The following is an 18,292-nucleotide window of genomic DNA, read 5'->3' as shown; positions in this document are numbered from 1 at the left end:
TTCATACCGCCTATGCTATGAGCATGGATGCAAACACACGTATCGAACAGTGGGAGAAGATGACTCAATCCGATCCCGACAACGACATGGGTTGGTTCAGCCTCGGCAATGCGTACCGCGATGCCGGCCGCTCCGAGGAAGCAGCCAAGGCACTCAACCGAGCCATCGAGCTTAATGCGCGCAGCTCGCGCGCTTATCAGCTTCTGGGACAGGTGCTCATTCAACTCAACCGCAATGACGACGCCGCGGAATTGCTCACCAAGGGCTACGTGGTGGCTGCCAGCCAGGGTGACGTAATGCCGCAGCGGGCGATGGGTTCGCTCCTTCAGAAGCTGGGCCAGCCCGTACCGGAGGTTAAGCGGACGCAAACCGCACAGGTGGAGCTAGGTGAAAACGTGATCGTCGATCGCAAGAGCGGCAAGCCGGGCAATCGACTCGCCGACCCTCCGATGCGCGGACCGATCGGCAGATTCATCTACGACTACTACACGCAGGACACCTGGCGCGAGTGGATTGGCATGGGCACCAAGGTCATCAACGAGCTGCGTCTCGACCTGTCGCGTGAAGATCATTCGCGTGCATATGAGGAGCACATGCTTGAGTGGCTGGGCTTCACCCGTGAGGATGCACTCGAGCACGCCAAACAATCCGCACCGACAACCTGATCGCTGACGTTACAATCGCGCGATCATGCCGGATGTGAATACCAAGATCGTCACTCGTTTCGCTCCATCGCCGACGGGCTATCTGCACATCGGCGGGGCGCGGACGGCGTTGTTTGCCTGGGCGTTTGCCCGCCGCCACACTGGCGCCAACACGTTTATTCTGCGTTTCGAGGATACGGACCAGAGCCGTTCGAGTGCCGCCAGCACCGTCGCCATGATCGACGATCTCAAGTGGCTGGGGATCGACTGGGACGAAGGGCCTGATCCCGACGCCGCCGATCCTTATCAATGTCAGCGAGGTCCACACGCACCCTATTTCCAGAGTCAGCGGCTTGAACAGTACCGCGACTGCGCTCGGAAGCTCATCACCGCCGGTCGTGCTTTCGAGGAGAACGGTGCTGTCCGCTTCCGTATGCCCGGCCGGGATATCACTGTTCACGACGAAGTGCTGGGTAATATCACCATCGCCAAAGATCAGCTCGAAGATTTCATCATCCTCAAAAGTGACGGATTTCCCACGTTTCACCTGGCTGTCGTGGTCGATGACGCGACGATGGGAACGACGCACGTGCTCCGTGGTCAGGAGCACCTCATGAACACGCCTAAGCATGTCGCGCTTCAGGAGGCACTGGGCTATCCCACGCCGTGCTACGCACACATGCCGGCGATCCTGAACCCCGACAACTCAAAGATGGGCAAGCGCGACAAAGCCAAAGCCGCACGCAAAGCCGCAGAGGATTGGCTTAAGAAAGCCCCGACTCAAACCGTCGCCACACTTGCACAACAGAGCGGCGTGGACGGCCCCCGAATGGCGGCATTCATGGCCAAAGAAAACGACGACATGGATATCGCCGAGAGCCTCGGCCGGACACTGCGACTCCAGCTCCCCGAAGTGAGCGTGATCGACTTCCGACGCAGCGGCTATCTGCCCGAAGTGATCCTCAACTATCTCGCGCTGCTCGGCTGGTCACCACCGGATAAGGATCACGAACGGTTCAACCTCGATTACCTCGTCAGCCATTTCACGCTGGATCGCGTGGGTAAGTCGAATGCGAAGTTCGACCGTCTCAAGCTGCTCGCGTTCAATCAGGAGACGATCTCCAAACTCTCACCGGATGAGTTTTTCACTCGATGGCTGGGACATCTGAGAGCCTTCCAGCCGGAGTTTCCCGGCAAACTCAGTGATGATGCGCTGCGGATGATCGCCGAGGCTTACCGCCCGCGCAGCAAGACGCTGGCTGATCCGGCAATGATGGGCCGATTTTTTATCACAGACGATGAAGCGATCGAGCTTGACGCCAAAGCCGTCGAAAAAGTACTCCGAAAAAATGACAGCGCGGGTCTGAAAGTCCTGACCGAGCTTCGCGACGAGATGAACAGCCTGTCCGACTGGTCCCCCGCTGCGCTGCACACCTTTATCGAGACGTTTTCCACCCGGACAAATCGCGGCATGGGCGATGTCGCACAGCCGCTGCGCGTTGCCATCACCGGCACGACGGTCAGCCCGGCCATTCACGACACGCTGGCGATCCTCGGTAAATCAGCGACTATCCGAAGAATCGATCGCTGCCTGACCTTCTGCGCTGCCGCGTTACCTCGCTGATCCTTACAATCCGCAACCTCAACCCTGAATCCTCAACCTCAACCCCCTACCCTAATCAAACCATGTCACTGATCGTCACCGGCTCTATCGGCATCGACTCCATCGAATCACCCACAGGCAATGCTGACAACGTGCTGGGCGGGTCGTCGATTTATTTCGCGGCAGCGGCATCGTTTTTCGGTCCAGTGCGGCTCGTCGGCGCTGTGGGCGAGGATTTCCCGCCGGAGTTCCTCAACACATTCCGGCATTTCAAGGTCGATCTGGCGGGGCTGGAAACACGAAAAGGGTCGAAGACCTTTCGCTGGCGCGGCAAATATCACGAGAACATGAACCACCGTGACACGCTGGAGGTCCAGCTCAACGTGCTGGCGGAGGCACTGCCCCCCGTGCCTGAGGCGTACCGCGACAGCCGCTACGTTTTCCTCGCCAACACCCATCCAGCGGGCCAGCTATCGCTGCTCGAACAATTCCCCCACGCCCGGCTCACCATCGCCGACACGATGGATCTGTGGATCGAAACGGAACGGCCGACGCTGCTGAAGCTGCTCAAGCGTGTGGACGGGCTGGTGCTGAACAATGATGAGGCGGAACAACTCGCCGGTGACAGCAACGTGATTCGTGCGGCGGAGAAGATCACGAAGATGGGGCCGAAGTTCGTGGTGGTGAAAAAAGGCGAACACGGCGCGCTGATCACGCACGGCAATCTCAAAGTCGTGCTGCCGGCCTATCCGGCGGATCACGTCGTTGATCCCACTGGCGCGGGCGATTCGTTCGCCGGCGGCATGATGGGCTACCTCGCCTCCACCGATGATCTCTCCCTGCCCAGCCTCAGAAAAGCGATGGCGTATGGAACCATCGTCGCCAGTTACAACATCGAATCTTTCAGCCTCAGCCGTCTCATGCAGATCACCCGCAAAGACCTGGACACGCGATTGGCGGAGTACCAGCGAATGCTGGCGATCTGAACCACCCGGACAACGACTTCGATCGAATACGATCGCAGGCGGACGCAGAAAGAGATCTGAGAAACTCTGTCTGGACGAGTCGCGGCCTTAAGAGTGCGGAGCTTTCCACCGTCAATCACCGCGCCTTACGGTCTCGTTAAATAGAGACGAAAGCTGTATCCGCGCATGGATGCGCAGCCCGCGTACTGTTTATCGGCCACGGCGACGGGGCAGAACCAACAGCCCGCCTGCGGCCAGAAGTGCTGCGCTGGCCGGCTCAGGGATAGAGGCAAGCGTAGCGATGACGTGTGCATGGGCGGAATCAATAGAGGTGTACACATAGCCCGTCGGAGGGAGCAGGTGCTGCGGAGTGTCGTACTGGGCAGGGCTTCCGCTTTCAAAGCCCGCCTCGCCATAGTAGTTGTTGAGTCCCCAGCTCCAGATGCTGCCGTCCGATGAGAGTGCAAAGCTGGAACCCTTAGACGCCACGACGCGGACAAAGGGCACGCCAACTACTTGGAGCACCATCGTCGGAGTGTTGACGCTGGACCCGCCCGCGCCGTTGCCGAGTTGACCAGAGGCGTCATATCCCCAGCTATAGACGTCGCCGTTCATGATCGCCAGGCTGTGATAGCTCCCGGCTGAAATATCGGTCACGCCGCTGGTAAGGACCGAAGCGGCGACGGGAGTATTGCTGCTGGTAAACGTACTGTTTCCGAATTCGCCCTGTCCGTTATAACCCCAGGCGTAAACGGCACCATTTTTAATCGCCAGACTGTGATATCCCCCAGCCGAGACAGCCGTGACACCGCTGGTCAGGCTGCTGACAGCTACTGGAGTATTGGAATCAGTGTTCGTGCCGTTACCCAATTGGCCATTGGCGTTTTTTCCCCACGCATAGGTAGCACCATTCTGGACCGCCAAGGCGAACTCTGGCCCCTCGGTGGCGTCGCCTCCCGCGGAGATGGCGGTCACGCTGCCAGTGAGAATCTGAACGGGGGTGTTGGAGTTGGTGTTGTTGCCGTTACCGAGCTGGCCGCTTCCATTCGCCCCCCAGGAGAAGGCGTTGCCGTTCTGGATCGCCAGACTGAAATTCCCTCCCGCCGAGATGGCGGTCACGTTGCTGGTCAGCGTGTTGACAGCCACAGGAGAGGACGAATGACTGTTCGCACCGTTGCCTAACTCGCCTGAGTCGCCCCGACCCCACGCATAGACAGCGCCGCTGCTGGTGAGTCCCAGACTGTGGTAAAACCCTGCCCCGACCGCGGAGACAGCGCCGTCCATCGGAGAGTTGACAGCAACGTGTGTGGGATGAGTGTCAACGGCTGATCCGTAGCCAAGCTGCCCGTAGATGTTAAACCCCCATCCCCATGCAGCATCGGTCGGTGCAGCGTGGGTGGGAGTCGATAGCGATAACGCCAGAAGAACGGCCGATCCACCCATGAATAGAGCGGACTTGCGAGACGTCAAACAGGGCATGCTTCCTCCTCCTTAATTTCCTCTTGCTTTCTCCGACAACACTACCTGTGCTCAGAAAACGAATACATCGCTACTGTTGCGAGGACAGATAGCAATTACATCAAGGCAGCTTCTCCCGTCATTATACAACAATTTTACCTTTACGCCAAAAATTACAGAACGAATTTTCGACTTACCTTAACCAGAACTTTCAGAATTAAATATTTAATATAAATTGACTTATAAAATTATTACAAGATGATAAGCGTACAAAAAATACGGTCGGATATTTATTTAGCTAAACGCCTACCGCTTCGCTTCAACATACGCTTGCTCTTACGGGTGACGGCGGCTCCCTCATGCAGGGACGCATCCAGATCGAGGAGTTGCCCGGCAAGTGAGTCATGGACCTTATCAAAAGGCAGTTGTCGGCACATGAACGGCACCTGCTCGGCTGCATAACCCCCTGTCGCGGCTGTCGTGCGATCCGTGGCGTAGCCCAGCTCATCATTGGTCACGCTCAAAACCAGCGGGACCGGCGAAACAGCTTGTTTCACCACGTCATTCTTAATCGCCTGAAAAATCTCCAGCGGTGCTCCCAGCAGCGAGACCGGCCCGATGCGGAATCCCTGCACCTGCGTGGACAGGTCCATCGAGTCGCCCCGCTTACGCCTCGCAATCAGATCACGTAAAGCAGAAACGTAAACCATCGCCAGCCGCGTCTGACCATCCTCGTCGGATGCATCGGGAGTGTGCAACTTCAACTCGTACTCGGCGAGCATCTTTCGTAACTGGGGTTCGGTCATCCTGCGGGTCTTGAACACCGCATCACGCAGCACACCTCGAATCACATCAACCTCAATGGGCTGTGCTTCCACGATGCCCCGCCTCACGCTCCGGGCAAACCGTGAGGCGAGGATGTCCAGCCCCATCATGGTCTCAGCCTCGTTTTTGTGGACGAAGCCGGAGTTGACATCGCCCAGCGCGCCCTGAAGAAACATGCCGGTGATCCCCGGAGAGCCGGACGCTTCGCGTTCCAGCATCGTCATTGCGACGCCGACAAAATCGCCGTGGATACAGGTCGTCACTGACGAGCCGACAACCGGGTGGCAGCCGAAGTATGCGAGGAATCCTGCGAGCTTGTCACCACGATTAACCGTCAGCACGTGGCAACGGGTATCGGTCAGTTCGGGTTTAGCCGGCCGCCAATTTTCATCCGCAACCTCAGCAAATGGCGGAGAGTCCCGGTCATACTGCCGGTTGAGCGCGATACCTTCGCAAGGCGTCGCCGCATGGCGGAGAGTTGCGGGCTGAAGATCGCCGATCGCCTGCTCACAGGCCTTGGCGATGCGATAGGGCAGCATCTCATACCACGGTGCGTCCACGTCACCCCAGCCGGTCAGATGCGGCAGCGGGTTAGGCCCGCTGTGCGTGTGGGTGCAATGCACCATGACAGCTTCGGGAGGCAGGCCGGACGATCGCCGTACCAACTCGCGGACTCGCCGGGTCACCTCGGTTGCGACGCCGATAAGGTCACAACTGACCAGGACGAGCGTCGTACCGCTCAGTTTCAGGGCTATAGCCTTGGCCCACAGTCGGTCGCGGACTGAGGTCGAGTGGCGGTTGCGATACGGCCCATATCCGCAAAGCTCCACACCCACGCGAGGCGTGATGTCCGTGCGGCCAAATCCTGCTTCGAGCATGAGTAAATCTCCAGCGTGCCCTCAGACCGAAAATCCCCGCATCGATTTGCAGGACTTCGTGAACGAATTATCTGTAACTAAAAGTATCCGGCAAGCGAGTTCTCAAACCGTGCGTTTGTTCATCGTTGCCGCTTACTGTGCAGGGGGTGAACAGAGGTGAAGCTGAATATCTCGATTTCGCGGCAGCGTAACCAGGTCGAGTGGCAGCCCGGGTTGTGCATCACATCACACGCTCGCGCCAGCGACGGCAGAAGCATGACAAAAGGAACGCGATCATGGAGATCACGGCAGGAACTCCACGAGCATAAAACTCCACCCATCAAGGCACCGGTGGTCGCCGTTCGCTAGATAGCTCAGGCATCCTTAGCAGCCGGTGCTTGACTGCTGAAAGGCGTAAGCGTCACGGTCAGGCGGGGCATCGCCGTATGGATACGCACCTCATCCTCCAAGCCTGACACATCGATCTGAACCGCTTCCGTGACCTCAGCAGCGGCTGGCGCAGTCTGCACGCACGTTACCAGCAGATGTCGCGTCGCGGCGGTGGCTGGAGAAATCCGCAACAGAGGCATCGTGCCATGCGTCTTGCCCCCGGTGTGGATGCGTGGCTGGTCCTCCGTCGTCGCCTTAAGTGCCGCAGCAGCATGAAAGCGGAGACGACAGGCAACCTTCTCCCCGCGTCCGACAAAGGTGTTGGAATCACTGCCCCGAACGGGAAAGGCCGTATGAAACAGGAGCGTCGGCGTGATCGGAGACACGCTCTCCACGGCGTCGGCGATGATCCAGACATCGGGCCTGATGTAGAGGACATGCCGCCGCAATCGGCGCAAACCCAATTCCACAGGATAAGCCAGGGTCATGTCAGCGATGCAGTAATCCCACAACTCGTGATGCTCGGCCCGTTCCATGAATGGATACTGACGACGCTGGCGATACGGCAAGTCCTCGAACCACTCCGAGTTTTCACCATACTGGCCGACGCCGTTGATCAGCAGAGTGTTGTGAAATGCGGTGTTTTTGTAAACGTAGCCGGGATGGGTCAAGACCCACCCGCCATGGGAAAAAATCTGGATTTCTCCGTTGTTGGGTTGCATGTGTCCGCCGCCGAGCGGGTGGTTGTAGCGGCGGGCGGCATGATGGCCGACATTCGGACCGCACTTGACGACGCTGGCTGATTCGGTCCCGCTCCAGTTGTCGCGCATGATCACGATGTCGTGATCTTCCAGCCATGCGAACGGTGAGCGGCCGAGCGGAGGCACAGCTTTGATCCCAGGATCGTAGAGCAGGAACGTGAACGGACTGACACTCCCGAAGCCGCTCTTGAGAAACTCGTCAGCCAGCCATTGCGTAGCAGGATCACCAGTCGCGGTGGCGATAATCCGCAGGACGGATTCGCTGCCGAACACATTGCCGTGGGCGTCGCCCTGCATGAAAAAAGCGTCGTCAGCAATCCATGAAGCGCGGGGGAGCGACTGGTCGTAAAGCGCCATTGCGTACCGCGACAGCCACGGAGTCATGGCGAAAAGGTCGTGGCCTAGCAACTCGCCGGCCAGAAAAAAATTGGCTGTGAGATAGCTGGCGTAGTACCCGCCGTACATGATGCCTTCAGGTGACACGCCGTCGGGACCAAGGGCGTTGCTCTGGGCGTGCATTTTTTCCCAGGCGAGGTTGGCGAATGGTGCGACATCAGCACGCTCGCCGTAGAGGCAGCCGGCCGCGGCCATCACGCCGCCGAGGACAACCGCCGCGATGTTCCACGTATATCCGAACGCATCGCCGGCCCGGTAGGTAGCCCACTTGTCGAAGACGTAGCGTGTGCGGCTGTACAGCGTTTCGATACAGGCATGCCGCGTCGCCTCATCGAGATCGTGCCAGAGCCAGTCGAGCGCCACCGCGTAGCCCTGCGCCCAGTGGCCGTAGGTCAGCGAGTCACCCCAGTTCGGCTCGCCGTCCAACCGCCGCATGAGATACAAGACTCGGTCGCGGTATTTGGACTCCTCGGTCAGGCGATAAAGCAGGGAGAGGCTGATGAGGTGGCCGCCGATTCCGCGAGCATCAAAGCCGGGATTGCTCACGCCCATAAGTCGTTCAGGAATTTGAATCGTCAGGCGCGACTCGCCATCGCGCCGCAGACGCTCCATCCAATGCTTCCACGGCTCAGCATCGAGCCGCTGCCGAAGTATCTCGAACGGATGCGTAATACAGAACAGACGCGGATGAACGCCTAATAGCGTGCATTCGAGCGGCGTGGCGCTGTTGATGATGTCTGCAGCCGCGATCGCTGCACGGTCAATGCATGAACTGATTGTCATCACGGGTCCTTTGGGGCAGATTATCTGTGATGAAAATCATGCTGCAACCAGATGCGCTGAATGCTAAATAAAAACACGCGCTCATTGAGCGCGTGTGAGTGAGGCGTGTGATTTACGAGGATTGCGGCTGGCGGCGCGTTACGCGCGACCAGTTGTCCTGCGCCGCGGTGCGATACCGAGGATTCCTGCCGCCAGCAGCACAAGACTGGCCGGCTCAGGCAGCCGGGAAATCGCGCCGCTTTCCAGCGAGATCAAGTCCAGCGACGAGGAGATACCCGCGCCGATAAACAGATTGTTGGACGGTAGGAGTGCCCCTTCCGAGATCCACAGCGGTGCGTGGTACTCATACATGTCGATGATCGTGTCGTTGTCGTAGTCGAGCTGAATCTCCGTAAAGACATCAAAGAACGACGAAGGCATGTTCTGCCCGTTGAGCTGCATCTGCAGGATCTCAGTCGGCACGATCTGGTGCTGGCTGAAAATGGACAGTCCGGGGATGTTGAGCGGATCGTTAATCATGTCGGGCAGCGCGGGCAGAGGAATGGTGAAATTGTTCGCACCGGGGGTGAGAGTCGCCGCGTTTTCACCGGTATCGAGATCGCCGTGGTCGGTGACGAAGAGGATGAATTGCTCGTTGGCGTTCATCACGTCGCCGATGTCATCGAGGGCGTCGATGAGGTTGTCCTTGGTGGCGGCACCATCGGCGTTAGGGCCGGTACCATCGCCGGAGAGAGTGGTGATGGTGGTGTTGGGATGGCCGGCAAAGTTGTTGTGGATGTTTTGAATGTCCTGCTGATCCTGGGCATTGGGATCACCCGCCCAGATGAGGATGTGAGTGGAGTTGGTCCCGCCGATGGTCTGGTTGGGGCCTGCTGAGGTGGGTGAGTCGCCGGTCGGATGGGCACCCGCGACACCAGCGGCATGTGCCGCGTTGGTGGTGCTGCCGGGTGTCAGCGCGCCGCTGAGGGCAGCGTGGTATCCGCCGTACTGTGTCGTATTGCCTGGCGTGCTGCCGGAGAGAACGGTGGTATTGGGCTTGCCAGCAAAGTCATCCATCTTGTCCCCGCCGTAGCACTCGGTAAAGGCGAGGATCATGCTTTCATAGGTCGGGATATGGGTGCTGATCAGGTCAGCCAATTCCCAGTCATAAACATCCACACCATCATCAGCCACCAATGTGCCGTGAGTGACCGGTGCCGCGAACGCCAGCGTCGAGGTTAAGAGGGAAACCGCCAGAGCGAAAAGAAGGGATGTACTTTTCATCGCAATCCTCCTGGAAATGTGGACCGCCAGAAACACCTCGGATGCACTGTCGCACGCGCGAGCAGAGCCATAGCAGAACCTGGATTTTGAAAACTTCCCCGTAAACGCGCGGGAAAGAAGGCCGCGCGGCGGAGACGGTCAGCCCGTCTCCTGAAAATTAAACTCTCAACCGCAGCAAAACTTCATCGACAGGCGTTCACCACCCCGCACCCAGCCTGACGACGAAACTGATTTTGAGGGACATGAATGAAATGCTGATCGTTGTCCCCACGAAGACGAAATTACCGCAGCCCGATAAGGTGTCAACCCAAATCCGATCAACTAACCACAAAATAACCTGTCGGGTATAAATATTGTAAAATTGACTAGTTACAAGCGCATTAAAATAACACTATCAACCCGCGAATCGAGCGGATTACCACCCCAAGCGGGTCAACAATCAGGTGCAAAAAATGGTCGAAACTTAAGGCGGTGGGAACGCCCGGGCTTGCTCAATTCGGCGACGTGGCGACTCAATCTTTGATCACCGCGTCACGCCCCACCGAGTGATAGATGAACCCCTGTTCCTTCATGTGGTCCGGGCGGTAGAGGTTTCGACCATCGAACACCACGGGGGACTTCATCCGCCGCTTCATATCCTCAAAGTCCGGTTGGCGGAACTCATCCCAGTCGGTGCAGACGATCAGCGCATCGGCTTTATCCAGAGCTGAGGTCGGCTCGTTGATGTATTCGATCTTGTCACCAAAGACATGCCGGGCCGGCTCAAAGGCCACCGGGTCATATGCCGCAACCTGCGCACCACGCTCAAGCAGAGCCTTCATCAAGGTGATCGAAGGCGCTTCGCGGATGTCATCCGTGCCGGGCTTGAATGCAATACCCCAGACTGCAATCCGCCTGCCCTTGAGATTCGCGGGAGCCGTCTTACCGTTACCGTTACTGAATTTGTTTCCGGGGGCGGGGGCGAAGTGTTTGTCGATTTTCGCCAGGAACGCCAGCCTTTGTTTCTGATTGACATCGTGGACCGCGGCCAGCAGGTGCGTCTTGGTATCCGCCTCGTCACCCATCGAGATCACCGCCAGCACATCCTTGGGGAAGCAGCTTCCGCCGTAGCCCAGACCCGGATAGAGGAACTGGTTGCCGATCCGTTTATCACTGCACATCCCGCGACGGACTTCATCGATGTCCGCACCGTAGCTTTCGCAGAGGTTGGCGATTTCGTTAATGAACGAGATTTTCGTGGCAAGCATGGCGTTGGCGGCATACTTGACCATCTCCGCGCTGGGAATATCCATCAGAAAAATCGGGTTTCCCTGACGCACGAACGGCTCGTAGAGATCGCGCAGCCGATCACCCGTGCCCTTGTCCGCGCAGCCGATGACCACGCGATCAGGCTTGTTGAAGTCGTTGATCGCTGCGCCTTCCTTGAGAAACTCCGGGTTCGAAGCCATGTAAAAAGGCTTGCGGGTGCGTGAGCTGATCTCCGCCTTGACCTTTGCGTTGGTGCCGACAGGCACGGTGGATTTAACGACGATGATCTTGGCGCGACGGTCAGCCTCGGCTGTGTCGCTCTCGATCGCATCGCCTATGTCCCGCGCCGCCGCCAGCACGTATTTCAGATCAGCCCGGCCGCGATCGTCACTAGGTGTGCCGACACAGACAAAGACAACCTCCGCGCGTTGATACGCCGCCTTTTTGTCCGTGGTGAACTTGAGTCGTCCCGCTTTAACATTGCGACGGATCAACTCATCAAGCCCCGGCTCGTAGATGGGTGACTCACCCTTGTTAAGCCGAGCGATTTTTTTTTCATCGATATCGAGACAGGTCACGTCGTTTCCAGTATTGGCAAAGCAAGTACCCGTGACGAGGCCAACGTAACCGGTTCCCACCATCGTGATGCGCATGAAACTGTCCTTGGTCTGAAACTGCTGAACAAAGCGATGCCGCGATCCGACGCAGCATCCCGTGAGGGTTATCGTCGGCCATCGGCGAGGCCGAATCGAGTTAACCAGCCTGACGGTATTGAATTACCTATCTTATCGGGACTAAATACCGTTCTGTACGCTGCCGCCTCCGCTAGACCCTGACTGCTTTCCGTCCCATTTAACCCCCAGCCATCCTCCATCAATCTGACCCTGTGACGACTATCACGTCTAGCTTTATTTTGTTAACCGTTAAATGGTTAGATCATTTTAGCTATTGTAGCTTGACAAAGGCAACTCCATGAAAATCGCAGCCGACAACAAGTTGTCAGGATGCGCTCCTCCTGTCGATCGGCAATGATGGCCCTGTTATTTTCGCATCGGCGTGTCGGAATAGCCGGCTGAGTTGCACAGCCGGAGACAGTTTCGGTTAGACTGCACGGCTCGAATAAAGTTTGACTTTTCTCCTTGCCTCCGTCTTTCGTTTCCCCTACCATCTTTTTTAATGGCGACAAAATTAGTCGCATTTAACCAATCCGTTCCGTTTTGAGAGCACCATGAGTACCGTCACTCCGCCGAGTTCACCCACGACCACACCTGCCGGGACGCCTCCGCTGTCCAAGTTTGAGCTTTACAAGCTCGAAAAAGATGGCTTTTCCGTTCTCGAAAATATTCTCGAATACTCCGCCAAGGGCGACTTCTCTGCCGCGTCTGAATCCGAGCGCAAACTGTTCCGCTGGTTTGGTCTCTACCCGCAGCGACCCAATGAAGCCGGCTTCTTCATGCAGCGCATCAAGATTCCCGGCGGTCAAATTTTCCCCGCCCAGCTCAAACGCATCTCCGAGATCACCGAAAAATACGCCCGCGGTTTTGGTGACATCACCACACGGCAGACTATCCAGCTCCACTGGCTGCGCATCGACTACATCAAACCCATCTACGCCACCCTCGCAGAGGTCAACCTCTTCTGCCAGTTCGCCTGCGGTGACACACCCCGTAACGTCGTTTCCTGCCCCTTGGCAGGCGTCGCCAAAGACGAAATTATCGATTCCTCTGCGCACGTTCTCGAGGTCAATGAGATGTACCGACTCGGCGGCAGGGAATTCTCCAACCTGCCCCGCAAATACAAAACCTCCCTCGCAGGCTGCGCTATCCACTGCCACCAGCCGCAAATCAACGACCTGGCGTTCTACGGCGTCAAACGCGCCAACGGCGAAGTCGGCTACGCTCTGATGGTCGGCGGCGGGCTTTCCGACACCCCCTATTACGCCAAGCCCTTGCGCGCCTTTGTTCGACCCGATCAGGTCACACAGGTCGCCCGAGCTGTCGCCCACCTTTTCCGTGACTACGGCTACCGTGAAAAACGTAACCGCGCCCGACTCAAATTCCTCGTTGACGACAAAGGCTGGGAGTGGACACGCGACCGCATCGAAGAAAAGCTCGGCTTCAAACTTGAACATGACGATACGCTGCTCCATCCCCCCTCTGAACACAGTGACCATATGGGTATCGGCGAGCAGAAGGACGGTAACTTCTACGTCGGCGTACCCATCGAGCGCGGCCGATGGACCGCGAAAAACATGGCGGATATCGCCCGGCTTGCGGATCGCTACGCCGTCGGCCAGAAGCGCATCCGACTCACCGCCAAGCAGAATGTCATCATCCTCGATGTACCTCGGAGCAACGTCGATGCACTGACCGCGGAGCTGTCCAGCCCGACCGTACATCTGCCGGTCGTGGCGCACCCGCTGCGAGATTCGCTGATCACCTGCACGGGAACCGAGTTCTGCAACCTGGCGGTCGTCGAGACCAAGCACCGGGCCGGTCGAGTCTTAAGCTGGCTCGAACAGAACGTACCACTGGCGAAGGAAGATCAGCTCTTTATCACGTTCGTCGGCTGCCCCAACAGCTGCGCCCAGTACCAGATCGCGGACATCGGCATGACCGGCACACCCACCGCGGACCCCGTGTTGAAAAATGAAGCGGGCAAGCCGCTGAAGGTGGACGGCTTCCGCATCCTGCTGGGCGGGCGGCTGGGGACAGACCCGAAGTTCGGCGAGTACATCAACAAAAAGAACGTGGTGCCCGCCGACCGGATTCACCTGTCCATCAAGAGCCTCATCGAGGCGTGGCTGGCGGGGCGGCAGCCGGGTGAGAAATTCCCCGCTTGGTGCGACCGCACTCCTCCGGAACAGTTGCTGGCGATCATCATTGATGCGGCATTCGCCCCCGGTGCACAGCCGCTAAGCGCGTAAAACCGCAGCAAGCCGCGGGCTGCATGAATGATCACGCAAAGGCTTCGCCCCGCTTAGCGCCGCGATTTATCGCAGTGCGCATGTGCCCTTTGTCACAGTGCATTATTTGATTTTGAAATTACCGAGTTGTTCGAGCAGGCGGCACATCGCCTGCGTACCGAGCCGACCGCCTCCGCCAGCCGCCACCGCGCGGAAATAATTCTCCGCCAGCGCGGTGCCTGCCAGCGGCAGTTGTAACCGGCGGGACGTGTCCCCGACGATCGCCAGATCCTTAAGGATCAGATCAATCATGAATCCGGGATTGTGATCGCCCTGCGCGATGCGCGGGCCAAGGTTGGAAATCTGCCACGACGCACCGGCCCCGGCACCGACCACCTGAAGCATCTTCTCCACATCCAGGCCGCTTTTTTTCGCCAGTGCGATCGCTTCGCACGTACCCATCAGAGTCAGCGCCACTGCAATCTGATTGCATGCCTTGCAAACCTGACCCATGCCTGCCGGTCCAAGATGCGTGATCGTCTTGCCGACCTTCTGAAGCATCGGCAGCATGCGCTCAAAGGCATCCGCCGGACCGCCAACCATGATGGATAATGTCGCGTTGCGTGCGCCGACATCGCCGCCTGAAACCGGCGCATCGAGCAACGTGACGTGTCGGGCCGCCAATCGCTGCGCAAACTCCTGCGTAGCTACGGGGCTGATCGTCGAGTGGTCCACGACGATCAGGCCGGGTGACGCCTGAGTCGCCAGCCCGTTATCTCCGAACAGAATCGCTTCGACATCGGGCGTGTCGGTGACATTGATGCAGATCACATCGGGTCTGCGCGACGCCAGGTCGGCTGGTGAGGTGGCGACGGCTGCGCCGACCGCCCGGAGTGCGTCAGCTTTGATAATGGTGCGATTCCACACGGTGACTTTGTACCCGCCTTTGAGAAGGTTCTGCGCCATCGCACCACCCATGATGCCCAGGCCGATGTATCCGACGTGTTGGATGGGAGTCATTACTTTTTTCCTTTAGCCGCTCATGCGGGTTGTGGATATTCGCTCAGAGGAAAGCGGCCGCATCAGCCAACGGCTCAACCGGTTCGTCATTCAGCAATGCCTGCGTCAGTGCGTCGGCTGAAACGGCGGGGTCAAACCGAACCGCCGCCAGCGCAGCGTGACAACCGACACGGATGGTTTCCACCTCGGCGTAAGACCGCCCGCACAATGCTGCCTCACCGCGCCAGGTCGCCATCGCCAGCAGAACACCTGGATCCGTGCGGTCACGGCGGTAGAGACGACGAAGCTGAGGCATCACCCCCAGAGGTTGCGACTCGTGAGGCGGCTGACAAATCAGCGAATCAGTCCCGATGCACACATTGACCCCCGCTTCCAGCATGTCCCGGTAACGGTGTCCCGCGTGCTCAAAGTATTCACTGGCGAGAGGACAATAGGCAACCGCTGCTTTCGTGCTGGCGAGTAGCTCGATGTCACGATCGGAAACTTCGTTGCAGTGGGCAACCACCCAACGACTCGTCCTGAGGACCGGGGCCAGATACTCAACCGGACTATGCCCCGTGGGTTTGATGGATTCGTCCCATTTGCCCAGACGCTTAAGCAACTCGACAAACGGCCCGCTGCCGTGCCGTATGAATTGATCTTCTTCCGGTGTCTCTGCGAGATGGGTCGAGCAGGCAGCGGTAAAAGGCGGATCACCCGCAGCCCGAAAAAGCTCGATCCCTGCCGAGTAAGGTGCGTGCGGTTGCAAGCCGACCCGATTTATTCCCTGCGGGTTGGGCTTCAACTCATCCCACAGCCGATCGCGCCGCAGAGTCGCCTGTCCCGCTGCTGCTGACTCTCCTGCGCCGATACCGAAACATTCGAGATAACTGCATCCGGGTAACCGTATTTCCTCTGAGGCACACCAGCGGGCACGAACCGCTGTTTCACTGCCTGCGATGTCACCGACCATTCCCACACCTGATTGACGACTCATCCGCAGACCATTTCGCACCGCGGTCTCGATCTGCTCCTGTGTGCGCGGCCTGGACCGGATCACCATCTCAATCCACCGGATAAAGTCACGGCCCGTGCTGGGGTAAGGCACCGCTCCGATGTCCGTCAGGTCCAGATGCGCATGGGCGTTGGTCATGGCCGGCAAAATCAGCCGGTCGGGCAGATCAACGACGCGCAGCCGCACAGGACGCCCAACCGCGCGCTCGACCTCGGACCATCCGCCAACCGCCACAATCCGCCCCTCGCACACCGCCACCGCACCGGGGCTGAGATTCACCGGGCCTTGCGGCGCGACCTCACGAGGGGCTGCGTCCCGCACCGCACCGGCGCGAAAGATTGTCGTCAACGGCTCGCTCATGGCGATAGTCCATCGGATCGCGCGGGTTTCCGCAATGTCCGCCCCGCGTACCCACGGCTGGGAAACGTAACTCCCCGCCTCGATCCGTATAACTCGCAGCGGGTACACCCCGTTGCCTTTACAGACCCACACGATAGCCTGATAATCTGATCGACTCCGTTCCAGATGAGCAATGCTTGAAAGGAAATCCCTGTGAAAAATCGTTCATGGATGGTTTACTCGACGGTGGCACTTTTGGCTCTGCTGACGCTGGGCCCGGTTGGTTGCGTATCGCAGCGTCAATATGACGATCAGGTCAAGCTCTACCGCCGCAGTCAGGAACAGGTCGCGCAGCTTCAGGCGCAGATCGAGGAACTCAACGCCCGCATCAAGGCTCTGACCGAGGCTGCCAGACCGGGAGATGCCGACCTTGCCGACAAGCTCGCCAAGGCACTGGCGGATCGTGACGCGATGGCGAAGAAACTTCAGGACGCGCTCGATAAGCTCGCCCAGGGCAGCGGCACGTATGGCCCGCTGCCGAGCGACCTCGATCAGGCGTTGCGCGATCTGGCCGCGTCCGACCCGAACCTCATGGAATATGACTCGAAGCTCGGCATGGTCCGCTTCAAGAGCGACCTGACCTTCGCACTCGGCAGCACCGAAGTCACCGCGGAAGGTAAACGCGCGCTCCAGAAACTGGCGGACATTCTCGCACGGCCGGTAGCGCAGGGTTACGAAGCACGGATCGTCGGCCACACCGACAACGTGCGCATCGCACGGGCTGAAACCAGAGCCAAGCACCCGACCAACTGGCACCTCTCGGTCCACCGCTCGATCGCGGTCAAGGATGTGCTGGCGGGCGCAGGGGTGCCTGAGGTGCGCATCGGTGTGGCGGGCTATGGCCAGAACCGACCCGTGGTCCCCAACGGCCAGCGAGGTGCAGCACAGAATCGCCGTGTCGAGATTTTCCTCGTACCCAACAACTACACCGGCCCGGGCACCGCAGGTGAAGGCGCAGCAGCGGCGGCCCCCGTCGAAGTCGCCCCGGCCCCGGCACCGGCTCCAGCGCCAGCACCGGCGGAAGTGGATGATCCCGCATTCAAATAATGCGGCGGGTGAGTCCGCGGGTAGTCAGTGCATAAATTGGGAATATGGATTAACGAAAAAGCCGCGCAGCCGCGCGGCTTTTTTATCGCTCTTAATCTTCAACGTGAGCGTGTATTTGCTGCGAACCCTGTTGCAGTAATTGCGCTCATCACTCCGACGCGGGCCGCGATCTGAATCGAGCTAAGGTGTACCCGCCCCCGGCGCAGCGATCTATGCATCGCTAAAAATAATGTGTTTGCAAGCGAGGGCGACGGGGCTCGAACCCGCAACATTTCGGCCTTTTCGATAGCGCCAAGCGGGTTTGGCAGAGAAAAGCGCTCACAAATTCAAGCGGGGCTGACGTTGCAGGAAGTCATTGAGGCTTGGGCGGAGCTATCGCCTGCGCAACGTGTGCAGGTCCTGGCGGTGGTCCGCACCACGGGGAGGGCTCGCCATGCGGTTTGAGGTGTCTTTGTACGTCAGCGGCGGGTACCGAATGACGGGGCGTCTGCGAGCTCCTGGGCAGATCGGACGGGCAAGGATCACCGCACGTCCCACGCCGTCAACGATCCGGCAGCGGTGGGCCGTGGAGGGCGGCAGCGTGGGGAGTCGGATCGGGCAGCGGTTAACAAGGCGTCAACGGTCAAGGCGGCAGCACAGGCCACCATCGCCACCTGAACCGACGGGTTTCGTTGGATCACCGGCCAGCAGGTGTTGACGGTCAACACGGGGCGGCCGGAAAACAAAAAAGCCGC

At 58.8% G+C, this 18,292-nt stretch carries 12 protein-coding genes; 5 read left to right on the top strand and 7 right to left on the bottom strand.

Annotation, left to right across the window (positions count from 1 at the left end; all coding sequences use genetic code 11):
* The first annotated feature begins 23 nt into the window (after positions 1-23).
* From IT444_10060 to IT444_10050, 3 genes are all read left to right on the top strand, one after another.
* On the top strand, positions 24-665 hold the full coding sequence (locus tag IT444_10060; GenBank protein ID MCC7193110.1) for a Fe(2+)-trafficking protein: 642 nt from the start codon (positions 24-26) through the stop codon (positions 663-665).
* Positions 666-690: 25 nt separating this feature from the next.
* On the top strand, positions 691-2,268 hold the full coding sequence (locus IT444_10055; protein ID MCC7193109.1) for a glutamate--tRNA ligase: 1,578 nt from the start codon (positions 691-693) through the stop codon (positions 2,266-2,268).
* A 62-nt stretch (positions 2,269-2,330) separates the two neighbouring features.
* A complete protein-coding gene (locus IT444_10050) occupies positions 2,331-3,233 on the top strand; it encodes a sugar kinase (GenBank protein MCC7193108.1) in 903 nt (300 codons plus the stop codon).
* Positions 3,234-3,422: 189 nt separating this feature from the next.
* Here the strand turns inward: IT444_10050 and IT444_10045 are convergent, their stop codons facing one another.
* From IT444_10045 to IT444_10025, 5 genes are all read right to left on the bottom strand, one after another.
* Entirely contained in the window at positions 3,423-4,691 is a 1,269-nt protein-coding gene (locus IT444_10045; protein MCC7193107.1) for a hypothetical protein, read from the bottom strand.
* A 269-nt stretch (positions 4,692-4,960) separates the two neighbouring features.
* Entirely contained in the window at positions 4,961-6,373 is a 1,413-nt protein-coding gene (locus IT444_10040; GenBank protein ID MCC7193106.1) for a neutral/alkaline non-lysosomal ceramidase N-terminal domain-containing protein, read from the bottom strand.
* 353 nt (positions 6,374-6,726) lie between these two features.
* Positions 6,727-8,682, bottom strand: a complete 1,956-nt coding sequence (locus IT444_10035) for a heparinase II/III family protein (protein ID MCC7193105.1) — start codon at positions 8,680-8,682, stop codon at positions 6,727-6,729.
* Positions 8,683-8,820: 138 nt separating this feature from the next.
* On the bottom strand, positions 8,821-9,945 hold the full coding sequence (locus IT444_10030) for a PEP-CTERM sorting domain-containing protein (protein MCC7193104.1): 1,125 nt from the start codon (positions 9,943-9,945) through the stop codon (positions 8,821-8,823).
* A 512-nt stretch (positions 9,946-10,457) separates the two neighbouring features.
* Positions 10,458-11,846, bottom strand: a complete 1,389-nt coding sequence (locus IT444_10025; protein ID MCC7193103.1) for a UDP-glucose/GDP-mannose dehydrogenase family protein — start codon at positions 11,844-11,846, stop codon at positions 10,458-10,460.
* Positions 11,847-12,421: 575 nt separating this feature from the next.
* On the opposite strand from IT444_10025, the gene IT444_10020 reads away from it, so the two are divergent.
* Positions 12,422-14,119: a nitrite/sulfite reductase gene (locus IT444_10020; protein MCC7193102.1), complete on the top strand. Its 1,698-nt coding sequence runs from the start codon at positions 12,422-12,424 to the stop codon at positions 14,117-14,119.
* 102 nt (positions 14,120-14,221) lie between these two features.
* Here the strand turns inward: IT444_10020 and IT444_10015 are convergent, their stop codons facing one another.
* Positions 14,222-15,118: an NAD(P)-dependent oxidoreductase gene (locus tag IT444_10015; GenBank protein ID MCC7193101.1), complete on the bottom strand. Its 897-nt coding sequence runs from the start codon at positions 15,116-15,118 to the stop codon at positions 14,222-14,224.
* 43 nt (positions 15,119-15,161) lie between these two features.
* Positions 15,162-16,604: an amidohydrolase family protein gene (locus IT444_10010; GenBank protein MCC7193100.1), complete on the bottom strand. Its 1,443-nt coding sequence runs from the start codon at positions 16,602-16,604 to the stop codon at positions 15,162-15,164.
* A 60-nt stretch (positions 16,605-16,664) separates the two neighbouring features.
* On the opposite strand from IT444_10010, the gene IT444_10005 reads away from it, so the two are divergent.
* The gene (locus IT444_10005) at positions 16,665-17,558 is read left to right on the top strand and encodes an OmpA family protein (GenBank protein ID MCC7193099.1); all 894 of its coding nucleotides are present in this window, start codon (positions 16,665-16,667) and stop codon (positions 17,556-17,558) included.
* Positions 17,559-18,292 lie beyond the last annotated feature (734 nt).

This window comes from Phycisphaeraceae bacterium (assembly GCA_020851465.1).
Lineage (GTDB): Bacteria > Planctomycetota > Phycisphaerae > Phycisphaerales > Phycisphaeraceae > JADZCR01.
Note: the sequence above shows the minus strand (reverse complement) of the source record. Positions and strands in the feature narration are given on the sequence as shown.